The following is a 22,287-nucleotide window of genomic DNA, read 5'->3' as shown; positions in this document are numbered from 1 at the left end:
GGCGGCGCTGTTATCGGATGCGTTTGCGGAAATGGTTTTGCCCCTAACCTTGGCTGAGCTTAGCTGCTCACTTGCGTGTCTTCTTCGGTGTCTTTGATGGCTGGAGGGGCGGTGTAGGTAATGGGCTTGATTTCCACCCGCTTGCCATCGGCGCTGGTCACGATGATTGACCCATCCTTCTCTGGCTGGTCAGCGGACCAGCACCCGCCTTGTCCTGCATCGGGCGAAAAGCACACAGAGCCATCGGGGCGCTGTTCCCAATCACCCATGTCCATTGCCACGCCATTGCGGAAATCGCGGTAGCGCCCGCCGGTATCGAGGAATGTCGTTTGCACCGAACCATCACTGCCAACGCTAAGCCAGCCGGTGTCTGCCATCAGCATCGGTTCTGCAGGGGGTTCATTGGTAGCAGCGTCGCCTGCCGCCTCATTCGCTTGCACTTCGCCCGAATTGCTCGAGCCTTCTTCGGCTGGCGCGCAAGCGGAGATCACCAGAATTCCAAGCGGAGCGAGGAGGCGAAGGGGGGGAGAGCGTAATTCCATGTCGCTTGCAGCCTAGAGCGCAAATCGCCTCAGGCCAAGCGCTGTGCTAGACCCGCCTCGATGGCGCCCCGATGATTGGCCTTTCCCAATAAGATTGCTAAGGCGCGCAACAAATGAACATGAGCTTTTGAGAGAGCACTGATGCGAGCCACCCCTGATTTCGATTTCCAGCTGGGCGAAAGCGCCGAAATGATCCGCGAAAGTGTCGGGCGTTTTGTCGACGAACAGCTGATGCCGCTGGGCGACAAGATTGACCGCGAAGACCATTTCCCGCGCGAGGAAGTGTGGAGGGCGATGGGCGACCTTGGCATGCACGGCATCACCGTCGATGAAGAAGATGGCGGGCTTGGCCTTGGCTATATCGAGCATGTGATCGCGGTTGAAGAAGTGGCGCGGGCGAGCGCCTCTTTGTCGCTTTCTTACGGTGCGCACTCCAACCTTTGCATCAACCAAATCCGTCGCTGGGCCAATCCTGAGCAGAAGGCAAAATACCTGCCCAAACTCATCAGCGGTGAGCATGTGGGGAGTCTCGCCATGTCGGAGGCAGGCGCGGGCTCGGACGTGGTTTCGATGAAGTTGAAGGCCGATGCCGTCCAAGGCGGATATATCCTCAACGGGACCAAGTTCTGGATCACCAATGCGAGCGAGGCCGACACTTTGGTTGTCTATGCCAAAACCGACGGCCACGCAGGTTCGCGCGGGATCACGGCGTTCCTGATTGAGAAAGACATGCCCGGTTTCTCCATCGGCCAAAAGATCGAGAAAGTCGGCATGCGCGGCAGCCCCACCGCAGAGCTTGTCTTCGACAATTGCGAAGTGCCCGAGGAAAACATCATGGGCCCGGTCAATGGCGGCGTGGGCGTGTTGATGAGCGGGCTTGATTACGAGCGCGTTGTGCTCGCTGGGCTTTCCATCGGCATCATGCAGGCATGCCTCGACACGGTCATTCCTTACGTTCGCGAGCGTAAGCAATTTGGCAAACCCATCGGCTCATTCCAGCTGATGCAGGGCAAAATCGCCGACATGTATGTCGCGCTGCAAACCGCGCGTGCTTATGTCTATGCCGTGGCCAAGGCGTGTGACGCGAACCAAACTACCCGCTTCGATGCCGCAGGCGCAATCCTTTACGCGAGCGAGAACTCGTTCAAGGTTGCGGCGGAAAGCGTGCAGGCATTGGGCGGCGCAGGCTACACCACCGATTGGCCGGTTGAACGCTATATGCGCGATGCGAAACTGCTCGATATTGGCGCAGGCACCAATGAGATCCGCCGGATGTTGATCGGGCGCGAGCTCATCGGGGCTGGCGGTTGAGCTGGCTCCACATCATTGCAGTGGGGCTGATCCTATTTGCCTCCGTCTTCCACTCGGTTTTGGGAGAGAAGAAGCTGATCACTCCAACGCTCGCGGTGGATGATCCGTTTATTCAAGAGCCCATGACGCAAGGGATCACCCGCTTTGGCTGGCATTCGTCGACCGGGTTCTTTTTGCTGACCGCGCTGATTGTCGCACTGCCAAAGACGCCCGCGATCTTGATATGGGCGACCGGCGGTTTGTGGCTTATCTTGGGAATCGCCAATCTCGTGATGCTTAAGGCCAAGCACCCGGGCGGCTTTCTATTGTCACTTATCGGAATACTCATCCTCGTGGGAGAAGCGCCTTAATGCCCGTTTACATGATCAGCCGCATGACCATTCATGACCGCTCGCAATATGACAAATATGAAGAGCGCTTTATGGACATCTTCGAAAAGTTCGAAGGCAAAATGCTCAGTGTCGATGAAGAGCCGCAAGTGGTCGCGGGCGAGTGGAAAGCCACTCGTAGCGTCCTTATGGAATTCCCTGACAAGCCAAAGCTTTTCGCCTGGCTAACCTCGCCCGAATATCAGGAAATCAGCAAATTCCGCGAAGCGGGCAGCACGGCTGAGGCGATTATCGTCGAAGGCTTGGAACCGGGCGATGTACCGGGGGCTTAGCCAGGTGGCCTGATGCCAACGATTGCTAAAATCATCTGGACCGCGGGCTTTGTCATCGGGACGATCACCCATTGCCTTGATCTGTTTCATGGCGGCTGGCTACCCTATGATTTCCGGCCGTTGCCGTGGAATATCTATTGGACTTCTCTGACCTTCCTTGATCCGCTTGCCGCTGTCCTGATCTGGGCGCGCGAGCGCTTGGGGGTGTGGCTTGGCGTCGCCATCATCGCATCGAACGTGCTAGTAAACGGCTACACCTACCTGATCGGCTATGAGGATTTCCTCTTCTCGCTCAGCCTTCAATGTGCCTTCGCTGCATTTGTCTTCTTCGCCGCTTGGGAGCATTCCCGAGCAGCAGAGGGAGAAGGGTGATGTATGGCACTTCGATTTGGCTTTGGCTGTCGGCCGCAATTATGATCTTGGTGGCGATCGCCCATTCGGTGGGCGGTGCAAGCTCGGTGCTGGGCCCTATCCTTGCCCGGGGCAATCCGCATCCTGACATGGAAATTGCGCCCGCTTTGCTTGGCTATTTGTGGCACGCTCTGTCGGCATTCATGGTTCTGTCCGCTGCAGTCTTGGTTTGGCCTGATACACCGCGCGCGTTGATAGTTTTGGTTGGAATGTTCTGGATCGCACTGGGCATCGCCGATATCGCAACTTCGCATTTCAAACATCCCGGCTGGATCCCAATGGGGATCACGGGGGTTCTCGCCATTATTGGGGCTTATCGATGACCGCACCTGTTCTCACCACCAAACTCGACGCTGAAGCACCTGAGGCAAAGGCGCGGGCTGAGTACAACAAATCGCTAGCAAACGACCTACGCAAAGCTGTCGCCAAGGCGTCGCTCGGCGGGCCAGAGCGTAGCCGTCATCGCCATGTGTCGCGGGGCAAATTGCTGCCAAGGGAACGGGTGGAGCGGCTGCTTGATCCGGGTTCGCCCTTCCTCGAAATCGGCCAGCTTGCCGCCAATGGCATGTATGAGGGCGATGTAAACGCGGCCTCTATCATTTGCGGCATCGGGCGTGTGTCGGGGCGTCAGGTGATGATCGTTTGCAATGATGCGACGGTTAAAGGTGGCACCTACTACCCGATGACGGTGAAGAAGCACCTTCGCGCGCAAGAGATCGCGATGGAGAACCGCTTGCCATGCATCTATCTGGTGGACTCAGGCGGGGCGAACCTGCCCCATCAGGCCGAGGTCTTCCCCGACCGTGATCACTTTGGGCGCATCTTCTTCAATCAGGCGAATATGTCCGCCGCTGGCATTCCGCAGATTGCTTGCGTGATGGGCTCTTGCACGGCTGGCGGTGCTTACGTTCCAGCCATGTCCGATGAGACGGTGATTGTGCGCAACCAAGGCACGATCTTCCTCGCAGGCCCTCCACTGGTGAAGGCGGCAACGGGTGAGGAAATCAGCGCTGAGGACCTTGGCGGCGGCGACCTTCATGCGAAGAAATCCGGCGTGGTCGATCACCTCGCTGAGAATGACGAACACGCGCTCACCATTGTGCGCGATATCGTCTCGCATTTGGGCGCGAACACGGGCGCTGCCAAGGACATAGCCCTCAAAGACCCCCGCCCGCCCAAGTTTGATGCCGACGATCTTTATGCGATTGTGCCCGATGATGTGCGCGCGCCTTACGATGTGAAGGAGGTGATTGCGCGGCTGGTGGATGGCAGCGAGTTCCACGAATTCAAGGCGCATTACGGCTCGACACTGGTTTGCGGCTTTGCGCATATCTGGGGGATGCCGGTCGGCATTATCGCCAACAATGGCGTGCTGTTCTCCGAAAGCGCACAAAAAGGCGCGCACTTTATCGAGCTCGCATGCCAGCGGCGCATCCCGCTCCTTTTCCTCCAAAACATCAGTGGCTTTATGGTCGGCGGCAAGTATGAGGCAGAGGGCATTGCCAAGCATGGCGCAAAGCTTGTGACCGCCGTTGCCACCGCCACCGTGCCCAAAATCACCGTGGTCATCGGCGGCAGCTTTGGTGCAGGCAATTACGGCATGGCGGGCAGAGCCTACTCCCCGCGCTTCCTCTTCACCTGGCCCAATGCGCGCATCTCAGTGATGGGTGGAGAGCAAGCCGCTTCCGTGCTGGCCACCGTCCACCGCGACGCCGACAAATGGAGCGAGGAGGAGGCCGAAAAGTTCAAAGCCCCAATCCGCCAGAAGTACGAGGACGAAGGCAACCCCTACTACGCCACCGCAAGGCTGTGGGATGATGGGGTGATTGACCCAGCGCAGACACGCGATGTGCTTGGGCTGGCTTTTGCTACGACGCTGGAGGCTCCTATTGCGGAGCGGCCTGCGTTTGGTGTGTTTAGGATGTAGGGGATGAACATGAAGAAGGGCATCTTGATAGCACCGATTTTGATGTTCTCGTCGGCTTGCGACGTTCCCGATTCAGAGCAAGATCAGAAGCTGATCGCGAGCAAGCATGTCGTGACGAACTGAATCGAATTGAGAGTGAGAAGCCAGGACCACCGGGCATAATATATGGGCCAGCAAAACGGCCTGATACGCAGTGCATCCCTGGCAGCTAATACCATTATCGTCACCCTGAACTTGGTTCAGGGCCCATGCCAGCGGCAGAACTCTGAGTCTGATTGTAAAATGGATCCTGAAACAAGTTCAGGATGACGGGTGGAGGGAGGTAGCGCTCACACCCTCGGACTAAATCCCTCTCGCATTCCCTCACGTAACTGCTAGTCAGTTCTACGAGAGAGAAGAGGACAACCCGTTTGAAACATAACGAAACCCGCAATGTCACGCTGTTGTCGCGCGTCGTGAACCGGATCATTCTGATATTCTATCGCCTCATGCGTTGGCGGGTGGTTGAGCGCTTTCCAACGGACGTAAAGAAGTGCGTCATCGCCGGAGCGCCGCATACCTCGAACTGGGACTTCGTCTTCTTCGCAGGCGCGACCAAGGAAGAGAAAGTCCAACCCAACTTCATGGGCAAACACACCCTGTTCAAAGGCATGATGCGCAATTTCATGCTCGATATGGGCGGGATTTCGGTTGATCGACGCGCAGCGGGTGGGACCATCCAGCAACTCAAAGACGAGTATGCGGCTCGGTCAGAGCTCAACCTCGTCATCGCTTGTGAAGGCACACGCAATTCAGACGGTAAGTGGAAGTCAGGATTCTACAACATCGCCAAGGCTGCGGGTGTCCCCATCGTCCTTGCCTATGCGGACAATGAAAAACGCACCATCGGATTTAGCCAGCCCATGATGCCTTCGGGCAATTATGGCGAGGATCTGCTCAAAATCGCCGAGTGGTTCCGCTCAAAGATTCCCGATCTCGACCGCTACAAAGTGCTGGAACAACAGGCCAAAGATATCGTCGCTGGCAAGAACGAGTTTTAGAAGCTGCGTTCCTTAGTGCGATTTTGCGTCGCACCATTTTTGTGATGAAATCCCTTTAAGGCTGGCCTCGGTGCTCCTATGTAGGCCCAAAGCAGGAGGGCCCCGCTAGCCATGCCTTTGAGCGAAGAAACCCGAAACCAAGAACGCACCCGCATCGCGAGCATGGTGCTTGATCTGGTGCGAGAGCGCGGGACTGAGATCAGTTTCAACACGGCACACACCGAAAGCGGCCTTTCGCGCAGCCGGTTTGAGTGGGTCTTTGAAGACTATGACGACCTGTTCGATGCCATTGCCGCAGTTTGGCTTGCTGAACATATGACGGTCATGGAAGAGGTTGTCGCAAGTGACCTGCCTTCCAACCGCAAGCTCTATGAGTTTATCAGCCGCCGCTTTGTGATCTCGCGTGCGAGATTCCGCAACGACCCTGAGAATTTCACCATGCTGTGCGAGATGGGGGCGGCCAATTTTGAACGTGTGCGCTCTTATGTTGACCTTGCCGACCACTATCTGTGCGAGATTATCGTTCAGGCACAGGCGGACGGCTATTTGGCTGGACTCGAAATTGATGAGGCCCTTTCGCTCATCAATCAGATGCTATCCAACTATATGATCCCCGATGCCTTGATCCACCTTGGTGACAAGCTAAACGAGGATAAGTTGGCACGGATCATCGATACGATCTTCATTGGTCTGTCGGCGGAAGTCGGCGATGGCGCAAAGGGTGTGAACACCATTCGCATTGCCGCCACCTAACACTCGTTAGTGATCGCGGTCAGACGTCCGCTTGAATTGCAACACATTGGCGGGGCGTTTGGGAATCGCGCCAATTCGCCGCCGATCCGAAAGTGCGTATTTGAGGCTCGCGCCGACCATTGTAGCTGAGATCAGTAGGATCAGCGCTGCCCAAAACCAATGCGGAAACCACAGGGCCGCTTCGATTTGGCCGGTGTCGGAAAGAATGGGCTTGCCGTCGATCACCACCTGCTCAGTGAAGAAATAGCGATAGTCGCTGAGCATACTCATCGCGCCTAAAACGCCCAGAAATTGGAGGGTGAAGCGATTGATGCCCGGCGACGCTTTCCATGCGATCAATGCAAGCGCCAGTGCGATCAGCGGTAAAACCGCAAACCCCACAGTTGTCCGCACATAGAGGATAACAGACGCAAATATGGCAATCGATGTGCCCCACAAGACCGGTCGCCATGCGCGCTGGTGGGCGCTTGCGACGATCAATCCGGCGCCGAAGAAAGTGGGAGCAAGCGGTCCACCCGCAGCAATCGCTGCGCGCAAGAATGGGGAAGCATCGGTAGCCACACGGCTCTCAGCAAGGCCAGATCCATTGGCGTATATCAGCAGGCGATCAAAGCTCTGACCCATCGCCAAGGCTGTAAGGCCGTGGCCCATCTCGTGAAACCAAGTGGTGAGGATGGCGAAGGGATAAACTAGGTAGGAACCAAATGGCAGCGAGGGCAGTGCGATGACAATGAACCCGGCAAGGATCAGGCGGCCGACTTCCTCGGCCTGGCTCCCCGGTGTGACCATCGAGCGCATGGCTTATCCTTTCGCCAACTGTGGCTCGCGTTCATCGCTCGGGTCCGACAGTCGCTCAATCGCCTCCAACTCTTCATCCGAGCGTGCTTTCCCGTCAGGGCCGACCTTCATGCGATAGCGCGCAGCGGCTTCCTCATCTTCGGCGCGCTGCTCTTGAAAGATCGACCAACTGGCAAGGAACAGCCCGGCGACCAATGGCCCCAGAACGATGCCGGAAAAGCCTGCGAGCGAAATACCGCCCAAAGTCGTGACCAGGATGATCCAATCAGGGATGCCAGTGTCTCGGCCTACGAGCACTGGGCGCAGGACATTGTCGACGCTCGAAATGATGATGAAGCCAGCGCCCAGCACGAATACGCCCTGCCATACATCGCCTGCAAGGATCAGCCAGATCCCTGCTGGTGCCCAGACAAGGGCAGTGCCCACTGCGGGGATCAAGGCCAGGATAGCCATAACCACGCCGAGCAGCAGGGCGGAGGGAACGCCAGCGAGCGCGAGCATGATCCCGCCCAGTGTTCCCTGGACAATGCCGACCACGCCAGAGCCTTTGATCACCGCGCGGACTACGCCCAGGAAACGGTCAGAGAGGCGGTCTGCAATCTCGCGCTCAATCGGCGACGAATGAAGGATCGTCTCACCGATGCGCGACCCATCTCTGAGCAAAAAGAAGAGAACATAGAGCCCGATTGTGAAGCTTAAAACGAAGCCGAGTGCGCCACTCCCAATTGAAAGCGCTTGTTGAGCAATCAGCCCGGCGCTTTCGCCCAGAATTCCCTGTAAGCGCTCCTGTATGGCGGAGAAGTCTGAAAACCCATTCTCCGCCGCAAATCGCTGCACATCTGCTGGTAACATGGCGTAAGTTTCGTCAACCCAGGCTCCGATATTGGGCGGGTTTGCCTGCAATGTGTTGACAAGCTTGATCGCCTCATTTGCAACCATCGATCCGATCCAGAGCGCCGGCAGAAGCACAGCAACAAAGATGATGGCTAACGAAAGGGCCGCGGCCCAGTTCCGCCTTCCGCGCGTTCTCTTTACGGACCATTTGTAGAGCGGCTGGAACATGATCGCGGCCAAGGTGGCCCACATCAATGGACCTACAAACGGCCAGGTGACCCACACCAGCAGAATGGAAACTGCGGCCAAGACAAGGAGAAAGCTCCAATGCTCAAGCGTAGTTGTATCGTTGGGTTCAGCTTCTGACATATCACCAAGATGTCGGGGCAAACGCGCCAAACATCAAGGGCTGGTAGGCCAAAGCTAGGACATGTTGTGCATCTTCGCTATTTGCGGAGGACCAAAAGCTGATCAACGTTGCCTGGTCTGGCCAGAATCTCGCTTCTCGTCGTAGGCACTATGCCGCGCCATGAATGGATAAAACTCAGCGAGAATCCCTGCTGTTCAATCACATCAAGAAAGGCCCCGGCATCGGGATACCGATCGCCAGTAAATTCGAGAATCACCGTAAGGGGCCGCGGATTGGCAAGCCGCCTTGCCATGCCCGCCCAGACAGCCTGCTCAGCTCCTTCGACATCAATCTTGATAAAATCGCAATCCTCCAGCTCGACGATATCATCGAAGCGGCAGGTGGGAACTTTGACAATATCGTGATCCTGCATTGGCGTCAGGGTTGCGTTCATGGGCCGCGTCGGGTCGATGTAAAAGTCCAATTCGCCGTCTTTATCGCTTAAAGCCATTTCATGAACTGTCGTGCGTTGAGCAAAGCCATTCACTTCCGCCGAGTTGCGTAGAAGTTTCGCGATATGGGGGTTGGGCTCAAATGCATGCACCGCTCCCCGCTGGCCAACGCAGTCTGACATCAGCATCGTAAAATAGCCCAAATTGGCGCCCAAATCGACGGCTTTCATGCCTTCTTTTAGCAGCTTGGCCATCACCTCGGTGTGGGCCATTTCCCAATAGCCGTCGGAGAGCATGTGGGGAGTAAAGGCGACATCTCGGGTGTCGAGGTACATTTTGTACCTCCCCAAAACTCTCGCCAGTGACGTGTGATCTCCGAGATAAGCGTTCTGGCATGCCGCGCGGATTTGCGACTGATTACGACCGCGCCGCAAGGCTCCGAGCTTTGAAAGTTTAAATGCGTGCTTCATGTAGTGTGCCTTGATTGCACCTGCTTATGCCGTAACGACGCTATGCCCGAATCAATCAGACATCCAGATTGGCAACGCTCAAAGCATTGTCCTGAATGAATTCGCGGCGTGGTTCGACGACATCACCCATCAGTCTGGTGAAGATCTCGTCGGTGACATCAGCGTCTTCGACTTTGACCTGCAAGAGCACCCGATTTTCAGGATCGAGCGTGGTTTCCCAAAGCTGTTCGGGGTTCATCTCGCCAAGACCCTTGTAGCGGCTGATCGAGAGACCTTTGCGACCCGCTGCCAGCACGGCTTCTAGCAATTGGCTAGGTCGGGAGATGGCATCTTCGGCGAGAATTGCGGTGTCTTCTTCCGTATCCTCTTCACCGGCTGTGGCGGCCTCTTGCTCGGAGGCATCGCCAGCTTTGACGAGGCGAACAGGCTGCTCGTAAGCATCGGACTGATCCGCGGCGATCGAATGGAGCTTATGCGCCTCAGTGCTGGTGAGGAAGCGCCCTTCAATTTCGTGCACATCGGTGACCCCTCGCCACAGACGCGAGAACTGCACTGTGCCGCTTTCGAGGATCCGGACACTCCAACGCGCGTCCTGATCGCCGGCCTCAAGCTTGGTGGCAGTGTTTTCGAGGGCTGCGGACCGGTCCGCATCGCTCAAGCTCGGATCAAGCGCACCGGACAGCGCCATTTGTTCAATGATCGCGGTGTCATAGCGACGCGGGACAAAGGCCATCATGTTCTTGAGGCGCAAAGATCCATCGACGAGGGCGCGAAGGTCCTCGCCAGAACGCGCTCCACCCGCGGTTTCGAGCAGGCGTCCCTGAAGGCCTGCATCCACCAGATAGCGGTCGAGTGCGCCTTGATCCTTTACATAAACCTCACTTTTGCCCTTTGCCACTTTGAACAAAGGCGGCTGAGCAATGTAGAGGTGCCCCGCTTTGATGATTTCAGGCATTTGACGATGGAAGAACGTCAACAGCAGCGTGCGGATATGCGCCCCGTCGACGTCAGCGTCGGTCATGATCACGATCTTGTGATAGCGGAGCTTTTCAAGGTCGAATTCATCGCGAATGCCAGTGCCCATAGCCTGGATCAGCGTGCCGACTTCCTTTGAGGAGATAATCCGGTCAAAGCGCGCGCGCTCGACATTCAAAATCTTACCCTTGAGCGGAAGGATCGCCTGATACTGGCTGTCGCGCCCGCCTTTGGCTGAGCCGCCCGCAGAATCACCCTCGACCAGAAAGATTTCAGCTTTCGTCGCATCACGCTCACGGCAATCGGAGAGTTTGCCGGGCAGCGAAGCGACACTCATCGCACCTTTGCGGCTCATCTCACGGGCGCGTTTTGCCGCTTCACGCGCAGCAGCCGCATCGATAATTTTCTGGATTATGGCTTTGGCTTCATTGGGGTTTTCTTCCAGCCATTCATTCATCTTCTCGCCCATCAGCGATTGGAGCGGTTGGCGAACCTCTGAAGAAACCAGTTTGTCCTTGGTTTGTGAGGAGAATTTGGGGTCAGGCAGCTTCACGCTGACAATCGCGGTAAGCCCTTCACGCATGTCTTCACCCGAAAGCGAAACCTTCGCTTTACCCAACATGCCAGAGCGCTCTGCATAATTGTTGAGCGTGCTGGTCAGGGCTGCACGGAAGGCGGCTAGGTGTGTGCCGCCATCGCGCTGAGGGATGTTGTTGGTGAAGCACAGGACGTTTTCGTAATAGCTGTCGTTCCATTCCAGAGCGACGTCGATGCCGATGCCTTCTTTCTCCGCTGAGACAGAGATCGGTTCAGGGATCAGCGCGTCTTTATTGCGGTCAAGATATTTGACGAAGGCGGCAATTCCGCCCTCATAATAGAGATCATGCTCGATCGGCTCTTCATGACGGAGATCGCGTAAGAGAATGCGCACACCCGAGTTGAGGAAGGCCAGCTCGCGATAGCGATGCTCTAGCTTGTCGAAATCGTATTCGGTCACGTTTTTGAACGTGTCGTTTGAGTGGTGGAAGGTGACCCGTGTGCCTTTTTTAAAGCCATTGTCATCTGGGTTTTGATCGACCTTGGGCGCATCGCCCTTGATCTCAAGCGAACCCACCGCATCGCCGTGCTCAAAACGCATCCAATGCTCTTTGCCATCGCGCCAGATCATAAGCTCCAGCCATTCGGAAAGGGCATTCACCACCGAAACACCCACCCCATGCAAGCCGCCAGAGACCTTATAAGCGTTGTCATCGGACGTGTTTTCGAACTTACCGCCAGCATGAAGCTGCGTCATAATGACCTCAGCTGCAGACACGCCCTCTTCCTTGTGCATGCCCACCGGAATGCCCCGGCCATTGTCTTCCACCGAAACTGACCCATCAGGGTTGAGCTCAATCAGAACGAGGTCGCAGTGACCCGCTAGCGCCTCATCGATTGCGTTATCGGAAACCTCAAAAACCATATGGTGAAGGCCTGAGCCATCATCGGTGTCTCCGATATACATGCCGGGGCGTTTCCGCACCGCATCAAGGCCCTTAAGAACCTTAATAGAATCAGCGCCATAGTCACCCTTTTGCTTTTCGGGTTGGGATGGATTTTGCGGCTCGTTTTCTGAGTTTTCTGCCATGCCAAATATATAGGCGTTGTCCCCACGAAACCCAAGCTGCGGCATCCTTTGACGCGGGCTTTTCCACGACCTCGCGCGGGCACCCTAAGTCATATGCTTATGAGGCCGTGCTCCGATTAAGTTCTCTTGCCGATTTCCCGTCGAGCCTTATGGTCTGACCTCATGATTTCAGATCACGCCAAATCGGGAATTTCCGCTGCCCTCACCAAGCCTTTTGGCTCCTTTGCAGACATTTTGCGGATGTGGTCCCAGGCGCAACCCGATGCGATTGCAATGATTGACGACACGCGGGATGTCGCTTGGGCCGAGTTGATCGGAGAGGTTGAACGGCTTGCGGCGCGGCTGGTGGAGACAGGGCTTGAGCGTGGACAAGCGGTCGCAATTCTTGGCACGAGCACGGTCAATTATGCGCTCGTCTTCCTCGCCACTGTACGGGCTGGGGGTGTGGCAGCCCCGCTCACCACCAGCGCCTCTCCAGAGCAGCTTAAGGGCATGGCGAAGGATTCGGGTGCCCGGCATTTGTTTATAGATGCAGGCAAAGCGGCGGAGCTCGGCCCTGACTTCATGTCGGAAATGATCCGCGTGCCGTTGGAGGATATCGACACATGGATGGCTCCCCACGGAAGCCTCGCCCCCGCTTTTGAGCCGGCCCCAAGCGATCCGTTCAATATCATTTATTCCTCGGGCACGACAGGCATTCCCAAAGGCATCGTCCATTCGCACCAGATGCGTTGGCTGCAGTTTGCTTCCACCGCGGTTTCCTATCTCGAAGCCGGCTTGCCGGTGCGCACGCTTACCTCAACGCCGCTCTATTCAAACACGACGATGGTGGGTTTCTTGCCTGCACTTCTTGCCGGAGGCACGATGCGGGTTATGGGCAAGTTTGATTGCGGACGCTGGCTTGGACATGCGCAAGAAGACAAGACCACGCTTACCATGTTGGTGCCGGTCCAATATCAGAGATTGATGGATTACCCCGGTTTTGATGAGTATGATCTGTCGTCCCTCATCCTCAAATATTGCACCTCCGCGCCGTTTTCACCTGAGCTGAAGCGCGAGGTTTTGAGCCGGATGCCGGGCGGATTGGTTGAAATCTATTCCATGACGGAAGGCGGTGTTGTGTGCCTGCTTCAAGCACACGAATTTCCCGATAAGCTTCACACCGTTGGACGGCCTGCTCCCGGAAGCGAGATGAAGGTGTTGGATGACGAGGACAATGAAGTTCCCCCCGGCACTCCGGGCAATCTCATCGGTCGCTCTCAAACCATGATGAGCGGCTATAAGAACCGCCCTGACAAGACTAATGAAGCACAATATGTCGACGCTGAAGGCGGCGCCTGGATGCGTATGGGCGACATCGGCCGAGTTGATGAAGACGGATTTGTCGAGCTTGTCGGCCGGGCTAAAGACATGATCATCTCGGGCGGCTTCAATATCTATCCAAGTGACCTTGAAGCTGAGCTTGAGAAGGAGGACGACGTGGTCGAAGCCGCGGTTGTCGGGATTGCCTCAAGGGCTTGGGGCGAGACCCCGGTGGGCTTTGTTGTTTTGGGAGAGAATGCGCGCGAACCGCAAGCGATCCTTGAAAGCGTTAATGCGAGACTGGGCAAGACTCAGCGCCTGTCGGCGCTTTATGCCATTGATGAAATGCCGCGGAGCCATATCGGCAAACTCTTGAAGAGTGAATTGCGCGAGATCGCTGCCGCAAAAATTGCTGGAGCGACCTTGTGATAATGCGCCAAGCGCCGGGGCACTCTCTTGAGACAAGCGACCCGGCGATTTGGAGAATTACACGATTAGTGCGTTTAAAGTCGCACCGCTGAGGGCGAGTGCGAAGACCATTGCGAGCGTGCTTTGTGCGAAGTTACGCATGACATTTTCCTTCGGCGGGGGTTAGGGAGAGGGACCCGCCTTTGAGTAATATATAGTGCGTCACACGAAACATTATAACCCTGACATCGATTGTAAAACCTATTCTCAGTGATAGCCTTTTCCGAACAGAGCGCGCGACATTAGAGGCGGGGCGCCAGGTTTTGAGACGCGGCCACCATTGGGAGAGGGAGAGAGTGGTGACCGCGTCTCGCTAGCTGCTCTGCAGCGAGGCGAATTGCTCGTCGACTGGTTGACCTGCGATCCCGGCACCTTTGGGGGAGGCGCCACCAAGTCACCATCGACCGAGAACGAAGCAGCCGCAGCGTTGGGGAACGCTTTCAAGAGGGTCTTGGGCCTGATGAGCCGGGCGCTGGAAGTCACCGGGCCCGTCGCAAGACGCGCTCTATAGTCGGCTGCCACCTCGCGGCGAGCAGTTTGATGGATCCGCATTGAGGGGCAATCGATCCATCAGCAGCACAGAGCCAATTTGGAGAGAGAAGAGGTTGGCTCTGTTGCGCTGCACAACAAATGAGGTTCGATAGCATGAAACACAAATGACAAATTTCGCAAATATATTGCAAGAAATGCAACACAAACCTCGCTTGGTCATGCTTCCTTGCGCGAAGCGGAATAGTATTCTGCTCGGGATAGCTGCCTTGAGTTGCTCGAAATCTCTGTATTTCAGGTGCTTGATGCATCTTCCGGGTCAGGAGCAGAGTGGAGAACGCTCTCCACACTGGCGGGAGGGAGAGTTGATTGGCAGCTGGTCCCAAGCTCGGAAAGCATCTGTTTAGCGGCGGTAAGAGAGACTTTGCCTCGCGAAGTCCGCCTCTTTCACCTGGAGCTATGCCGCGCCGCACAATTGCAATGTAGGTATGCAAAAAACGTCGAGACTCTTGGGGCACCTAAAGCCCTTTTGCGCAAGCGACAGCTGACGCGCGATTGAGAACCGCATTGTCGATAGTCTGGGGCTTGCGCGCACAGCCCGCTGGACAGCCAGCGCCGCGCTGCCGTAACGCCGCGCCATGCAAGCAGAGCAACACCCAGATTCGATCCTGATCGTCGATTTCGGCAGCCAAGTGACCCAGCTTATCGCGCGACGCGTGCGCGAAGCGGGTGTCTATTCAGAAATCGCCCCTTTCAGTATGGCCGAAGAGGCATTCCGGCGGCTCAAGCCTAAAGGCATTATCCTCTCGGGCGGGCCCGCCAGCGTCTGCGACGACAACTCACCGCGCGCGCCCCAGAGCCTATTCGAAGCTGGCGTGCCAATCCTCGGCATTTGTTATGGCCAACAGGTGATGAGCCACCAGTTGGGAGGGCAAGTGCGTCCCGGGCACGAAACCGGTGAGGGTGGCGAGTTTGGCCGAGCATACCTGACGGTCACCAAAGACTGCGCGCTTTTTGACGGCCTCTGGCAAGAAGGGGAGCGCCACCAAGTCTGGATGAGCCATGGTGATAAGGTCACTGAATTTGCGCCAGGCTTTGAGATTGTTGCGACTTCTGATGGCGCGCCATTCGCGGTGATCGCGGACGATGAGCGCAGATTCTATGGCACCCAGTTCCACCCTGAAGTGGTCCACACGCCCGATGGAGGTAAGCTACTCGCCAATTTTGTGCGCCACGTCTGCGGGCTCAAAGGCGATTGGACCATGGCCGAGTTCCGCAAGACCAAGATCGAAGAGATTCGCGCACAAGTCGGCTCTGGCCGGGTGATTTGCGGGCTCTCCGGCGGCGTTGATTCAGCGGTTGCTGCGGTTCTAATCCACGAAGCGATCGGCGACCAACTGACCTGCGTCTATGTCGACCATGGGTTGATGCGCCTCAATGAGACCGAGCAAGTTGTCACCTTGTTCCGCGACCACTACAACATCCCGCTTATCGCCGTGGATGCCGAGGAGACGTTCTTGGCAGGGCTTTCTGGTGTCACTGACCCGGAGAAAAAGCGCAAGTTCATTGGTGGGGCCTTCATCGACCTGTTCGAAGCCGAAGCGAAGAAAGTCGGTGGGGCAGATTTCCTCGCCCAAGGAACGCTCTATCCCGATGTGATCGAGAGTGTCAGCTTCACCGGGGGGCCTTCAGTGACGATCAAGAGTCACCACAATGTTGGCGGTCTACCAGAGCGCATGAATATGGAGCTGGTCGAACCCCTTCGCGAGCTCTTCAAAGACGAGGTGCGCGATCTGGGTCGCGAGCTTGGCCTTCCCGAAGCGTTTGTTGGGCGTCATCCCTTCCCCGGCCCGGGTCTCGCAATCCGTATCCCCGGCGAGGTAACCAAAGAACGCTGTGATATCCTGCGCAAGGCCGATGCGATCTACCTCGAAGAGATCCGCAATGCCGGTCTCTACGATGCGATCTGGCAGGCTTTCGCGGTCCTTCTCCCGGTTAAGACCGTTGGCGTGATGGGTGATGGCCGCACCTATGACAGCGTCTGCGGCCTTCGCGCCGTGACCAGCACCGATGGCATGACGGCGGATGTCTATCCGTTTGACGCCGCCTTCCTGACGCAAGTTGCAACTCGTATCGTCAATGAGGTGCAGGGCATCAACCGCGTGGTCTATGACTACACTTCGAAGCCGCCCGGAACGATTGAGTGGGAGTGACCCGTCAGCGCTTTGCCTGCTGCATTCGAATGTCTTCGCCATACTGTGTCTGAAACTGCGTTGCCGCCTCCAGCCAATTGTTGCTAGTTCATTCTTTGAATCAACGGATATGAAGGACCATTGTATGCCTCGCTCACACCTAAACGCTGGCTTCATCGCCGCCGCTACCTTTGCAATTGCTGCTTGCTCCCAAGCCCCCGCAGAGCCAGCCGCGCTCACCAGTGGATTATGGACCGTCGACAGCGAGGCATCTGAGCTCTCTTATGTTTCGATCAAGCAGGGTGAGATCGCAGAGGCCAACACGTTTGAGAGCGTCACGGGCACTGTGACCGCCGAAGGCTCAGCCACGATTGAGATTGACCTTGCGTCAGTCTCGACCGGCGTTGACATTCGCGATGAGCGGATGCGCGACATCTTCTTCGCCGTCGCTAACAATCCCATCGCAACTGTGAGCGCGCAAGTCGATCCGGCCGCTTTTGAAGCTCTGGGTGTAGGCGAAAGCCTCGACACCACGCTTGATGGCACCTTGTCGCTCACCGGTGTGGAAGCGCCCTTCCAAGCCGACGTCAGCGTTACGCGTGCCGGCGCTGATCGGGTGATCGCCGTGACTGACAAACCCGTCATTCTGGATGCAGGCCGGTTTGAGCTGGGCGATGAATTGGCGCAATTACAAGAGCTTGCCGGGCTCGAGTCGATCACGCCCGCTGTGCCGGTGACTTTCAGCATCGCTTTCGAACGCTAAGCCTTGGCCAAGCCTGAGGACATCACACCTTCGAAACGAGTCGGCGCAGGTTCCGCGCTTGCCTGCGTCACGACAGCGCTGGTTTTTGGTTTGTGGCGAGTGGCTGCAACCTTCGATTCCGCAACAGGCTTGCAAGGCTGGGCATGGCTTTTGTTTGAGGGGGCGTTCCTTCTTTTCACACTCCCAGTATTCGCGCTGCTCTTCTGCTTCTTGGGGGCATTTCTTGTCCATAAAGGGAGCGGAGCACGAAGCCTCTCAATCCTCGGCAGCGTTGCGATCGTCTTGGTCTTCGGTTTCGTTTTGATGGGAATCGGGCTCATAGGGATTGAGGAAGCGGGACCTTTGTCATCCGCTCCCGTATCGCTTGGCATGCTAGCTATTGCTGGTGCAGTCGGCGGCTATTTCGGACATGCGGGCTGGTTCCCAGCACACCGCCGTGCAGCTTGACCTTGGAACTGACCCACGCACGGGGATATTGCGGCGCACGCAAAAGGCTTTGATTGCACGATTTGGCCGGATTGTCCGCCCGCCAGACAAACGCCGGAGCCCGGAATGGGTGCTGGTCCATGGTGTGATCGGGGCACAAACCAAAACGGCTGCATCCAATGCCTCGACCGATGGTTTGCTTACTGAGTTCGGCTCATGGGAGGCGGTTGCCGAGGTTTCGGAAGGCGAACTGGAAGATAGGCTTCAGCGCCAGAGCTTCCCTTCCGTCGCGGCCAAAAGGCTCAAAGCGTGCCTTCAGACAGTCATTGCCGAATGCGGAGGCGTTGATCTTCGCCACCTTTCCAATTGCGACACCGAAGAGGCGATGGCGTGGCTCGAACGCCTGCCCGGTGTGGCGCGCAAGAATTCAGCTGGAGTGATGAACGCGAGCACTTTTGACCGCAAAGCCATGGTGATTGACGGGCATCACCGCAGGATCATGCAGCGCATGGGTGTGGTGCCGGCTAAGGCTGATACCGCGAAGACCTATGACGCGCTTATGCCGATCCTGCCAACTGAGTGGTCAGCGGCAGACATGGATGAACACCACTTGCTGCTCAAAAAACTGGGCCAGATGTTTTGTCGACCACGCGCGGCCCAGTGCGATGGGTGCCCTGTTCGCGACAATTGCCAGACGGGGCTCGCCTAAAGCCCCGCCATCATATTGGCGCTCAAGATTTCGACCCAATAGCCATCGGGGTCCTTGATAAAGGCGATGTGCTTCATCGCGCCGTCTTCGGGGCGTTTCTGGTATTCGACATTGTGCGTATCGAAATGGGTTATCGCCGCCTCGAAGTCTGGCACGTCCAAGGCGATATGCCCAAAGCCGCGCGGCTCTGCGTTACCGTCGTGATAGACCGTGCCTTCTTCTTCTTCGGTGCCCCAATTGTGGGTGAGTTCCAGCACACCTTGGCGAGAGAAGACATATTGCATGGCCTCTTTGGGATCGCTCGGCACTTCGTCCTCATTGTCCGTAAAGCCAAGGAAGTAGAGCGAAAACTCGCCCATTTCGATGTCGACCTTGCGCAGCAGCGTCATCCCCAGAACACCGCAGTAAAACGCAAGGCTTGCATCGGGGTCCTTGATGCGCAGCATGGTGTGATTGAGGGTAAAGCCGTGGGGGTTGGCGGTCATTCTGTAGTCCTTGATCGTTGTGGAGGGGGAGCGGCGCTTAGCCCTTGAAGGTCACACCTGTTAACTCTTCAGACTTGTGCCAGAGAGCCTCTGCAGTGCCTTCATCACGCACGTGTGGATAGACGCCTGATGCCAAGTGCGGTTTGTCGCCTACCGCTTCGGCGATATTGCAATTCTCGCAGTACACTCCGCCCACGCCTTCAAGCAGCGGAGAGACAGCGCACCACACGGTGGTTGAAGCGCCTTCCTCTGTTGATTTGAACGTCTCATGGGTGTTTCCTTCGTCATCATACCAACCCATCGCTTTTTGCTCATCCATCGTTAGGTGGCGTTGGAGCGGGGTGGCAATCCCGCCGGGGTGAACGGCGAAGGCGCGGATGCCATCGGGCTCTCCAAACTTGTCCAATTGGAGCGCAAACAGCGCATTGGCGCTCTTGGCTGCGCCATAGGCAGGCCATTTTTCATACTCGCGGCTCTCCCAATTGAGGTCGTCCAGATCGAGGCCGTTCAAGCGGTGGCCAATGGAAGAAAGGCAGACAACCCGCGCCTTACCCGCCGCTTTCAGCATCGGCCAAAGACGGGCGGTTAGCTGGAAATGGCCCAGGTGATTTGTCGCAAACTGCATCTCATACCCGCGCGCATCGCGGGCCAAGGGGCTCGCCATGATGGCTGCATTGTTGATGAGAATGTCTAGAGCATCGACCTGCTCATTCACCGTTTTGGCGAAGGCATCGATGGATGCAGGCTCCGACAAATCCATTGGCAGAACTGTGGTCGCGCCTTCTACCTCGGCCAGTATTTCTTTCGCCTGATCCGGACGCCGCGCGCCGACGATCACATTTGCGCCGGCTCCCGCCAAAGCGCGCACAGTCTCTGTCCCAATCCCCGAATAGCCGCCCGTTACAAGCACGGTTTTGCTTGTCAGGTCGATATTAGCGACCACGTCGCGCGCGGTTGAGCGATAGCCAAAGGGCGAATCGATTGGAGTCTGGGGTGAGGGCATTTGGCTCTTTCAACTTTTGGAAAGCTGCACACATTCGCGCAGCTCTGTGGCTGACGCTACGGCTCGCAGAGGCTTCGTGCAAATGAATTACTGGCCATGAAACGCACACTTGCGCGCGCGCGCATATTAGGCTTGGTTCCCTCTCAAATTGAAATCAGATGAGAGGAAAAGCCCCATGAAAACCGCCATCACCGAAATGTTCGGCATTGAGCATCCGATTATTCAGGGCGGCATGCACTATGTCGGCTTCGCGGAAATGGCGGCGGCTGTTTCGAACGCTGGCGGCCTCGGCATCATCACCGGCCTCACTCAAAAAACGCCGCAGGACCTCGCCAATGAGATCGCGCGTTGCAAGGATATGACGGATAAGCCCTTTGGTGTGAATATCACCATTCTACCAACCCTTACTCCGCCCGATTATCCCGGCATTGTGAAGGCCGTGATCGAGGGCGGTGTCAAAGTGGTTGAGACAGCCGGGCGCAATCCATCCGAGCTTCTCCCGCCTTTGAAGGATGCAGGGATCAAAGTGATCCACAAGTGCACCAGCGTGCGCCACTCCTTGAAAGCGCAGGCAATCGGCTGCGATGCGGTGAGCGTTGATGGCTTTGAATGCGGTGGACATCCGGGCGAAGACGACGTGCCCAACTTCATCCTGTTGCCGCGGGCCGCGGACGAGTTGGAGATACCCTTTGTGTCCTCAGGCGGAATGGCCGATGGGCGCAGCCTCGTAGCATCGCTTGCCATGGGAGCACAGGGCATGAACATGGGCACTCGCTTTATCGCAACCAAAGAAGCACCGGTTCACGAGAATGTGAAGCAGGCGATCGTCGCTGCCTCCGAACTCGACACCCGTCTTGTGATGCGCCCGCTTCGTAACACGGAGCGTGTGCTCAATAATGCTGGGGTTGAGCGTCTTCTCGAAAAGGAAAAAGAGCTAGGTGATGCTCTTACCATTCAAGACATTCTGCCAGAGGTCGCAGGGGTTTACCCATCGATCATGCAGGAAGGCGACATGGACAAAGGCGCGTGGAGCTGCGGCATGGTGGCCGGCCTCATCAACGATATCCCGACCTGCCAGGAGTTAATCGACGGTATCATGAGCGATGCTGAGGCGATTCTGGCGCGCATGAATGGGATGCAAGCGGCCTAGCCTGGCCGAGTCGTCGAGGAATGAGTGCACTTCGCGCTGCTATCCACAATTAGCCACAGCCCGTAGCGGGCTACTACGTAGCAGCCCGGATTCGCCTTGGGCCATTTTACGGTACGCCGCCTTCACCTGAGCCACACATCGGCCGGGTGGGAGGCTGGATTGTGGCTCTTATCACGATTGTTAGCGCTTGGCTGATCTCGCTCGTTGTGACGGCTTGCATCGGCTGGTTTGCGGGGAGGCGCTCACGTGGCTCCGCGAATTCATGTATCAATCCAATCGCATCTGTGCCCGCTGACCCACCCCATTCCTCTGAGCCCGGTGCAGTAAAGCGCCTCAATTCGCAGACGAAACTGAATTCGCGCGCTCACATTTTCGATGGCATGCCCCCATTGGAGGCTGTCAGGGCCCAAGCAGATGCAATCCGCGAACAAGCCAAGCTTTGGGAAGATTGCGAAGTGTTCATTGAACTCGAAGACTTGCTCATCGCAAATGGACACGGGCAAGAAGCGGAATTCGCGCTAAGATCAGGTGCAACCACCCTCGCTCGAACGGCCGCTGCGAACCCAGTGATGGAAGGCAACGATCTTACGGCCAAATCGACGAAGCAACCGCAAACCACTTCATCGATTGTATCGACTCAATCGGGAGGCTTGGGCTTAGTTTTGGCCAAATGACCTAACTAATTACAGGTCTTCTTCTTCTGCCCTTGTATAAGGGATAAACCGGTCAAACTGGACGCCGCCGCTGAAAAAGCCAGAATACCGGTCGACGGTGGTAATGAAATCGGTGTGGCACAAATGTGTCCCGCCAAATCGGCGGACAAGAAGGATGTCGTCGCGATCGATGTGATTTGGATCGCGGGTGCGCTGAACATAGATAGTCCGTCCGCGACCATACACATACGCGGTGTCGTCAATCGTCGTGATGCGATTGTTGGAGAAGTCGCGAATGCAATCCTGCGGCTCTCCGGCAACGCGGCCTTCAAGCAGACGCGCAAGCTTCTCTTCGCCTTTTGTCAGTTCCTTCGCGGGCTCTTCGCTATCTTCAGCGGTGGCTGGCGCAGCGCCAAGCAGAGCGAGCGCGGCAATCACGGCGGCTCCTGTGGCTGTGAATTTCGAAGAAAGGGTGAAGCTGGGTGTGCGAATCATAA

23 protein-coding genes are annotated in these 22,287 nt (G+C 56.7%); 15 read left to right on the top strand and 8 right to left on the bottom strand.

What is annotated here, in order from left to right; all coding sequences use genetic code 11:
* Positions 1-59: 59 nt before the first annotated feature.
* Positions 60-542 (bottom strand): hypothetical protein, encoded by a 483-nt coding sequence (locus Q0778_RS08480; RefSeq protein ID WP_298335431.1) that lies wholly within the window; start codon positions 540-542, stop codon positions 60-62.
* A 141-nt stretch (positions 543-683) separates the two neighbouring features.
* On the opposite strand from Q0778_RS08480, the gene Q0778_RS08475 reads away from it, so the two are divergent.
* From Q0778_RS08475 to Q0778_RS08440, 8 genes are all read left to right on the top strand, one after another.
* Positions 684-1,853 (top strand): isovaleryl-CoA dehydrogenase, encoded by a 1,170-nt coding sequence (locus Q0778_RS08475; protein WP_298335429.1) that lies wholly within the window; start codon positions 684-686, stop codon positions 1,851-1,853.
* Entirely contained in the window at positions 1,850-2,203 is a 354-nt protein-coding gene (locus tag Q0778_RS08470; protein ID WP_298335427.1) for a hypothetical protein, read from the top strand. The genes Q0778_RS08475 and Q0778_RS08470 overlap by 4 nt, the downstream gene beginning before the upstream one ends.
* Complete coding sequence (locus Q0778_RS08465) at positions 2,203-2,514, top strand: DUF1330 domain-containing protein (RefSeq protein ID WP_298335425.1); 312 nt, start codon at positions 2,203-2,205, stop codon at positions 2,512-2,514. Before Q0778_RS08470 ends, Q0778_RS08465 begins: the two co-directional genes overlap by 1 nt.
* Before the next feature lie 12 nt (positions 2,515-2,526).
* The gene (locus Q0778_RS08460; RefSeq protein WP_298335424.1) at positions 2,527-2,886 is read left to right on the top strand and encodes a hypothetical protein; all 360 of its coding nucleotides are present in this window, start codon (positions 2,527-2,529) and stop codon (positions 2,884-2,886) included.
* Positions 2,886-3,248 carry a hypothetical protein gene (locus tag Q0778_RS08455; protein ID WP_298335421.1) on the top strand — a complete coding sequence of 121 codons (363 nt, stop codon included), beginning with the start codon at positions 2,886-2,888 and terminating at the stop codon, positions 3,246-3,248. The genes Q0778_RS08460 and Q0778_RS08455 overlap by 1 nt, the downstream gene beginning before the upstream one ends.
* A complete protein-coding gene (locus Q0778_RS08450; protein WP_298307159.1) occupies positions 3,245-4,852 on the top strand; it encodes a carboxyl transferase domain-containing protein in 1,608 nt (535 codons plus the stop codon). Before Q0778_RS08455 ends, Q0778_RS08450 begins: the two co-directional genes overlap by 4 nt.
* A gap of 410 nt (positions 4,853-5,262) precedes the next feature.
* Positions 5,263-5,892 (top strand): lysophospholipid acyltransferase family protein, encoded by a 630-nt coding sequence (locus Q0778_RS08445; RefSeq protein ID WP_298307161.1) that lies wholly within the window; start codon positions 5,263-5,265, stop codon positions 5,890-5,892.
* A gap of 111 nt (positions 5,893-6,003) precedes the next feature.
* Positions 6,004-6,645, top strand: a complete 642-nt coding sequence (locus tag Q0778_RS08440; protein ID WP_298307163.1) for a hypothetical protein — start codon at positions 6,004-6,006, stop codon at positions 6,643-6,645.
* Positions 6,646-6,651: 6 nt separating this feature from the next.
* On the opposite strand, the gene Q0778_RS08435 is transcribed toward Q0778_RS08440, so the two are convergent.
* From Q0778_RS08435 to gyrB, 4 genes are all read right to left on the bottom strand, one after another.
* Positions 6,652-7,443, bottom strand: coding sequence for a M50 family metallopeptidase (locus Q0778_RS08435; protein ID WP_298307166.1), 792 nt, complete (start codon positions 7,441-7,443; stop codon positions 6,652-6,654).
* Positions 7,444-7,446: 3 nt separating this feature from the next.
* A complete protein-coding gene (locus Q0778_RS08430) occupies positions 7,447-8,646 on the bottom strand; it encodes an AI-2E family transporter (RefSeq protein WP_298307169.1) in 1,200 nt (399 codons plus the stop codon).
* Positions 8,647-8,723: 77 nt separating this feature from the next.
* Positions 8,724-9,548, bottom strand: coding sequence for an FkbM family methyltransferase (locus Q0778_RS08425; protein WP_366519531.1), 825 nt, complete (start codon positions 9,546-9,548; stop codon positions 8,724-8,726).
* Between the two features lie 55 nt (positions 9,549-9,603).
* Entirely contained in the window at positions 9,604-12,150 is a 2,547-nt protein-coding gene (gene gyrB / locus Q0778_RS08420; RefSeq protein ID WP_298335417.1) for a DNA topoisomerase (ATP-hydrolyzing) subunit B, read from the bottom strand.
* Between the two features lie 162 nt (positions 12,151-12,312).
* Here gyrB and Q0778_RS08415 point away from each other — a divergent pair, with 162 nt between their 5' ends.
* From Q0778_RS08415 to Q0778_RS08395, 5 genes are all read left to right on the top strand, one after another.
* Positions 12,313-13,881 (top strand): class I adenylate-forming enzyme family protein, encoded by a 1,569-nt coding sequence (locus tag Q0778_RS08415; RefSeq protein WP_298335415.1) that lies wholly within the window; start codon positions 12,313-12,315, stop codon positions 13,879-13,881.
* A 1,166-nt stretch (positions 13,882-15,047) separates the two neighbouring features.
* Complete coding sequence (guaA, locus tag Q0778_RS08410) at positions 15,048-16,622, top strand: glutamine-hydrolyzing GMP synthase (RefSeq protein WP_298307183.1); 1,575 nt, start codon at positions 15,048-15,050, stop codon at positions 16,620-16,622.
* A gap of 124 nt (positions 16,623-16,746) precedes the next feature.
* A complete protein-coding gene (locus tag Q0778_RS08405) occupies positions 16,747-17,364 on the top strand; it encodes a YceI family protein (RefSeq protein WP_298335413.1) in 618 nt (205 codons plus the stop codon).
* 3 nt (positions 17,365-17,367) lie between these two features.
* Positions 17,368-17,811, top strand: a complete 444-nt coding sequence (locus tag Q0778_RS08400; RefSeq protein WP_298335412.1) for a hypothetical protein — start codon at positions 17,368-17,370, stop codon at positions 17,809-17,811.
* Entirely contained in the window at positions 17,774-18,499 is a 726-nt protein-coding gene (locus Q0778_RS08395; RefSeq protein ID WP_298335410.1) for an endonuclease III, read from the top strand. Before Q0778_RS08400 ends, Q0778_RS08395 begins: the two co-directional genes overlap by 38 nt.
* Here Q0778_RS08395 and gloA read toward each other — a convergent pair.
* Together gloA and Q0778_RS08385 are read right to left on the bottom strand one after the other, a co-directional pair.
* Positions 18,496-18,984: a lactoylglutathione lyase gene (gloA, locus tag Q0778_RS08390; protein ID WP_298307194.1), complete on the bottom strand. Its 489-nt coding sequence runs from the start codon at positions 18,982-18,984 to the stop codon at positions 18,496-18,498. The two genes, Q0778_RS08395 and gloA, sit on opposite strands and share 4 nt — an antisense overlap.
* Positions 18,985-19,021: 37 nt before the next feature.
* Positions 19,022-19,987, bottom strand: coding sequence for an oxidoreductase (locus Q0778_RS08385; RefSeq protein ID WP_298335408.1), 966 nt, complete (start codon positions 19,985-19,987; stop codon positions 19,022-19,024).
* A gap of 175 nt (positions 19,988-20,162) precedes the next feature.
* On the opposite strand from Q0778_RS08385, the gene Q0778_RS08380 reads away from it, so the two are divergent.
* Complete coding sequence (locus tag Q0778_RS08380) at positions 20,163-21,137, top strand: nitronate monooxygenase family protein (protein WP_298307200.1); 975 nt, start codon at positions 20,163-20,165, stop codon at positions 21,135-21,137.
* Between the two features lie 161 nt (positions 21,138-21,298).
* Positions 21,299-21,811 (top strand): hypothetical protein, encoded by a 513-nt coding sequence (locus Q0778_RS08375; protein ID WP_298335406.1) that lies wholly within the window; start codon positions 21,299-21,301, stop codon positions 21,809-21,811.
* Between the two features lie 9 nt (positions 21,812-21,820).
* On the opposite strand, the gene Q0778_RS08370 is transcribed toward Q0778_RS08375, so the two are convergent.
* A complete protein-coding gene (locus tag Q0778_RS08370) occupies positions 21,821-22,285 on the bottom strand; it encodes a hypothetical protein (protein ID WP_298307203.1) in 465 nt (154 codons plus the stop codon).
* Positions 22,286-22,287: the final 2 nt, after the last annotated feature.

The organism is uncultured Erythrobacter sp., assembly GCF_947502395.1.
Classification (GTDB): domain Bacteria; phylum Pseudomonadota; class Alphaproteobacteria; order Sphingomonadales; family Sphingomonadaceae; genus Erythrobacter.
This window is presented reverse-complemented; position numbering and strand designations above follow the sequence as displayed.

Coding starts and splice junctions, on each gene's coding strand:
- Q0778_RS08380 (WP_298307200.1), top strand. CDS start 20,163: ATGAAAACCGCCATCACCGAAATGTTCGGCATTGAGCATCCGATTATT.
- Q0778_RS08465 (WP_298335425.1), top strand. CDS start 2,203: ATGCCCGTTTACATGATCAGCCGCATGACCATTCATGACCGCTCGCAA.
- Q0778_RS08415 (WP_298335415.1), top strand. CDS start 12,313: ATGATTTCAGATCACGCCAAATCGGGAATTTCCGCTGCCCTCACCAAG.
- gloA (WP_298307194.1), bottom strand. CDS start 18,984: ATGACCGCCAACCCCCACGGCTTTACCCTCAATCACACCATGCTGCGC.
- Q0778_RS08460 (WP_298335424.1), top strand. CDS start 2,527: ATGCCAACGATTGCTAAAATCATCTGGACCGCGGGCTTTGTCATCGGG.
- Q0778_RS08430 (WP_298307169.1), bottom strand. CDS start 8,646: ATGTCAGAAGCTGAACCCAACGATACAACTACGCTTGAGCATTGGAGC.
- Q0778_RS08475 (WP_298335429.1), top strand. CDS start 684: ATGCGAGCCACCCCTGATTTCGATTTCCAGCTGGGCGAAAGCGCCGAA.
- Q0778_RS08385 (WP_298335408.1), bottom strand. CDS start 19,987: ATGCCCTCACCCCAGACTCCAATCGATTCGCCCTTTGGCTATCGCTCA.
- gyrB (WP_298335417.1), bottom strand. CDS start 12,150: ATGGCAGAAAACTCAGAAAACGAGCCGCAAAATCCATCCCAACCCGAA.
- Q0778_RS08480 (WP_298335431.1), bottom strand. CDS start 542: ATGGAATTACGCTCTCCCCCCCTTCGCCTCCTCGCTCCGCTTGGAATT.
- guaA (WP_298307183.1), top strand. CDS start 15,048: ATGCAAGCAGAGCAACACCCAGATTCGATCCTGATCGTCGATTTCGGC.
- Q0778_RS08435 (WP_298307166.1), bottom strand. CDS start 7,443: ATGCGCTCGATGGTCACACCGGGGAGCCAGGCCGAGGAAGTCGGCCGC.
- Q0778_RS08405 (WP_298335413.1), top strand. CDS start 16,747: ATGCCTCGCTCACACCTAAACGCTGGCTTCATCGCCGCCGCTACCTTT.
- Q0778_RS08425 (WP_366519531.1), bottom strand. CDS start 9,548: ATGAAGCACGCATTTAAACTTTCAAAGCTCGGAGCCTTGCGGCGCGGT.
- Q0778_RS08440 (WP_298307163.1), top strand. CDS start 6,004: ATGCCTTTGAGCGAAGAAACCCGAAACCAAGAACGCACCCGCATCGCG.
- Q0778_RS08455 (WP_298335421.1), top strand. CDS start 2,886: ATGTATGGCACTTCGATTTGGCTTTGGCTGTCGGCCGCAATTATGATC.
- Q0778_RS08395 (WP_298335410.1), top strand. CDS start 17,774: ATGCGGGCTGGTTCCCAGCACACCGCCGTGCAGCTTGACCTTGGAACT.
- Q0778_RS08450 (WP_298307159.1), top strand. CDS start 3,245: ATGACCGCACCTGTTCTCACCACCAAACTCGACGCTGAAGCACCTGAG.
- Q0778_RS08370 (WP_298307203.1), bottom strand. CDS start 22,285: ATGATTCGCACACCCAGCTTCACCCTTTCTTCGAAATTCACAGCCACA.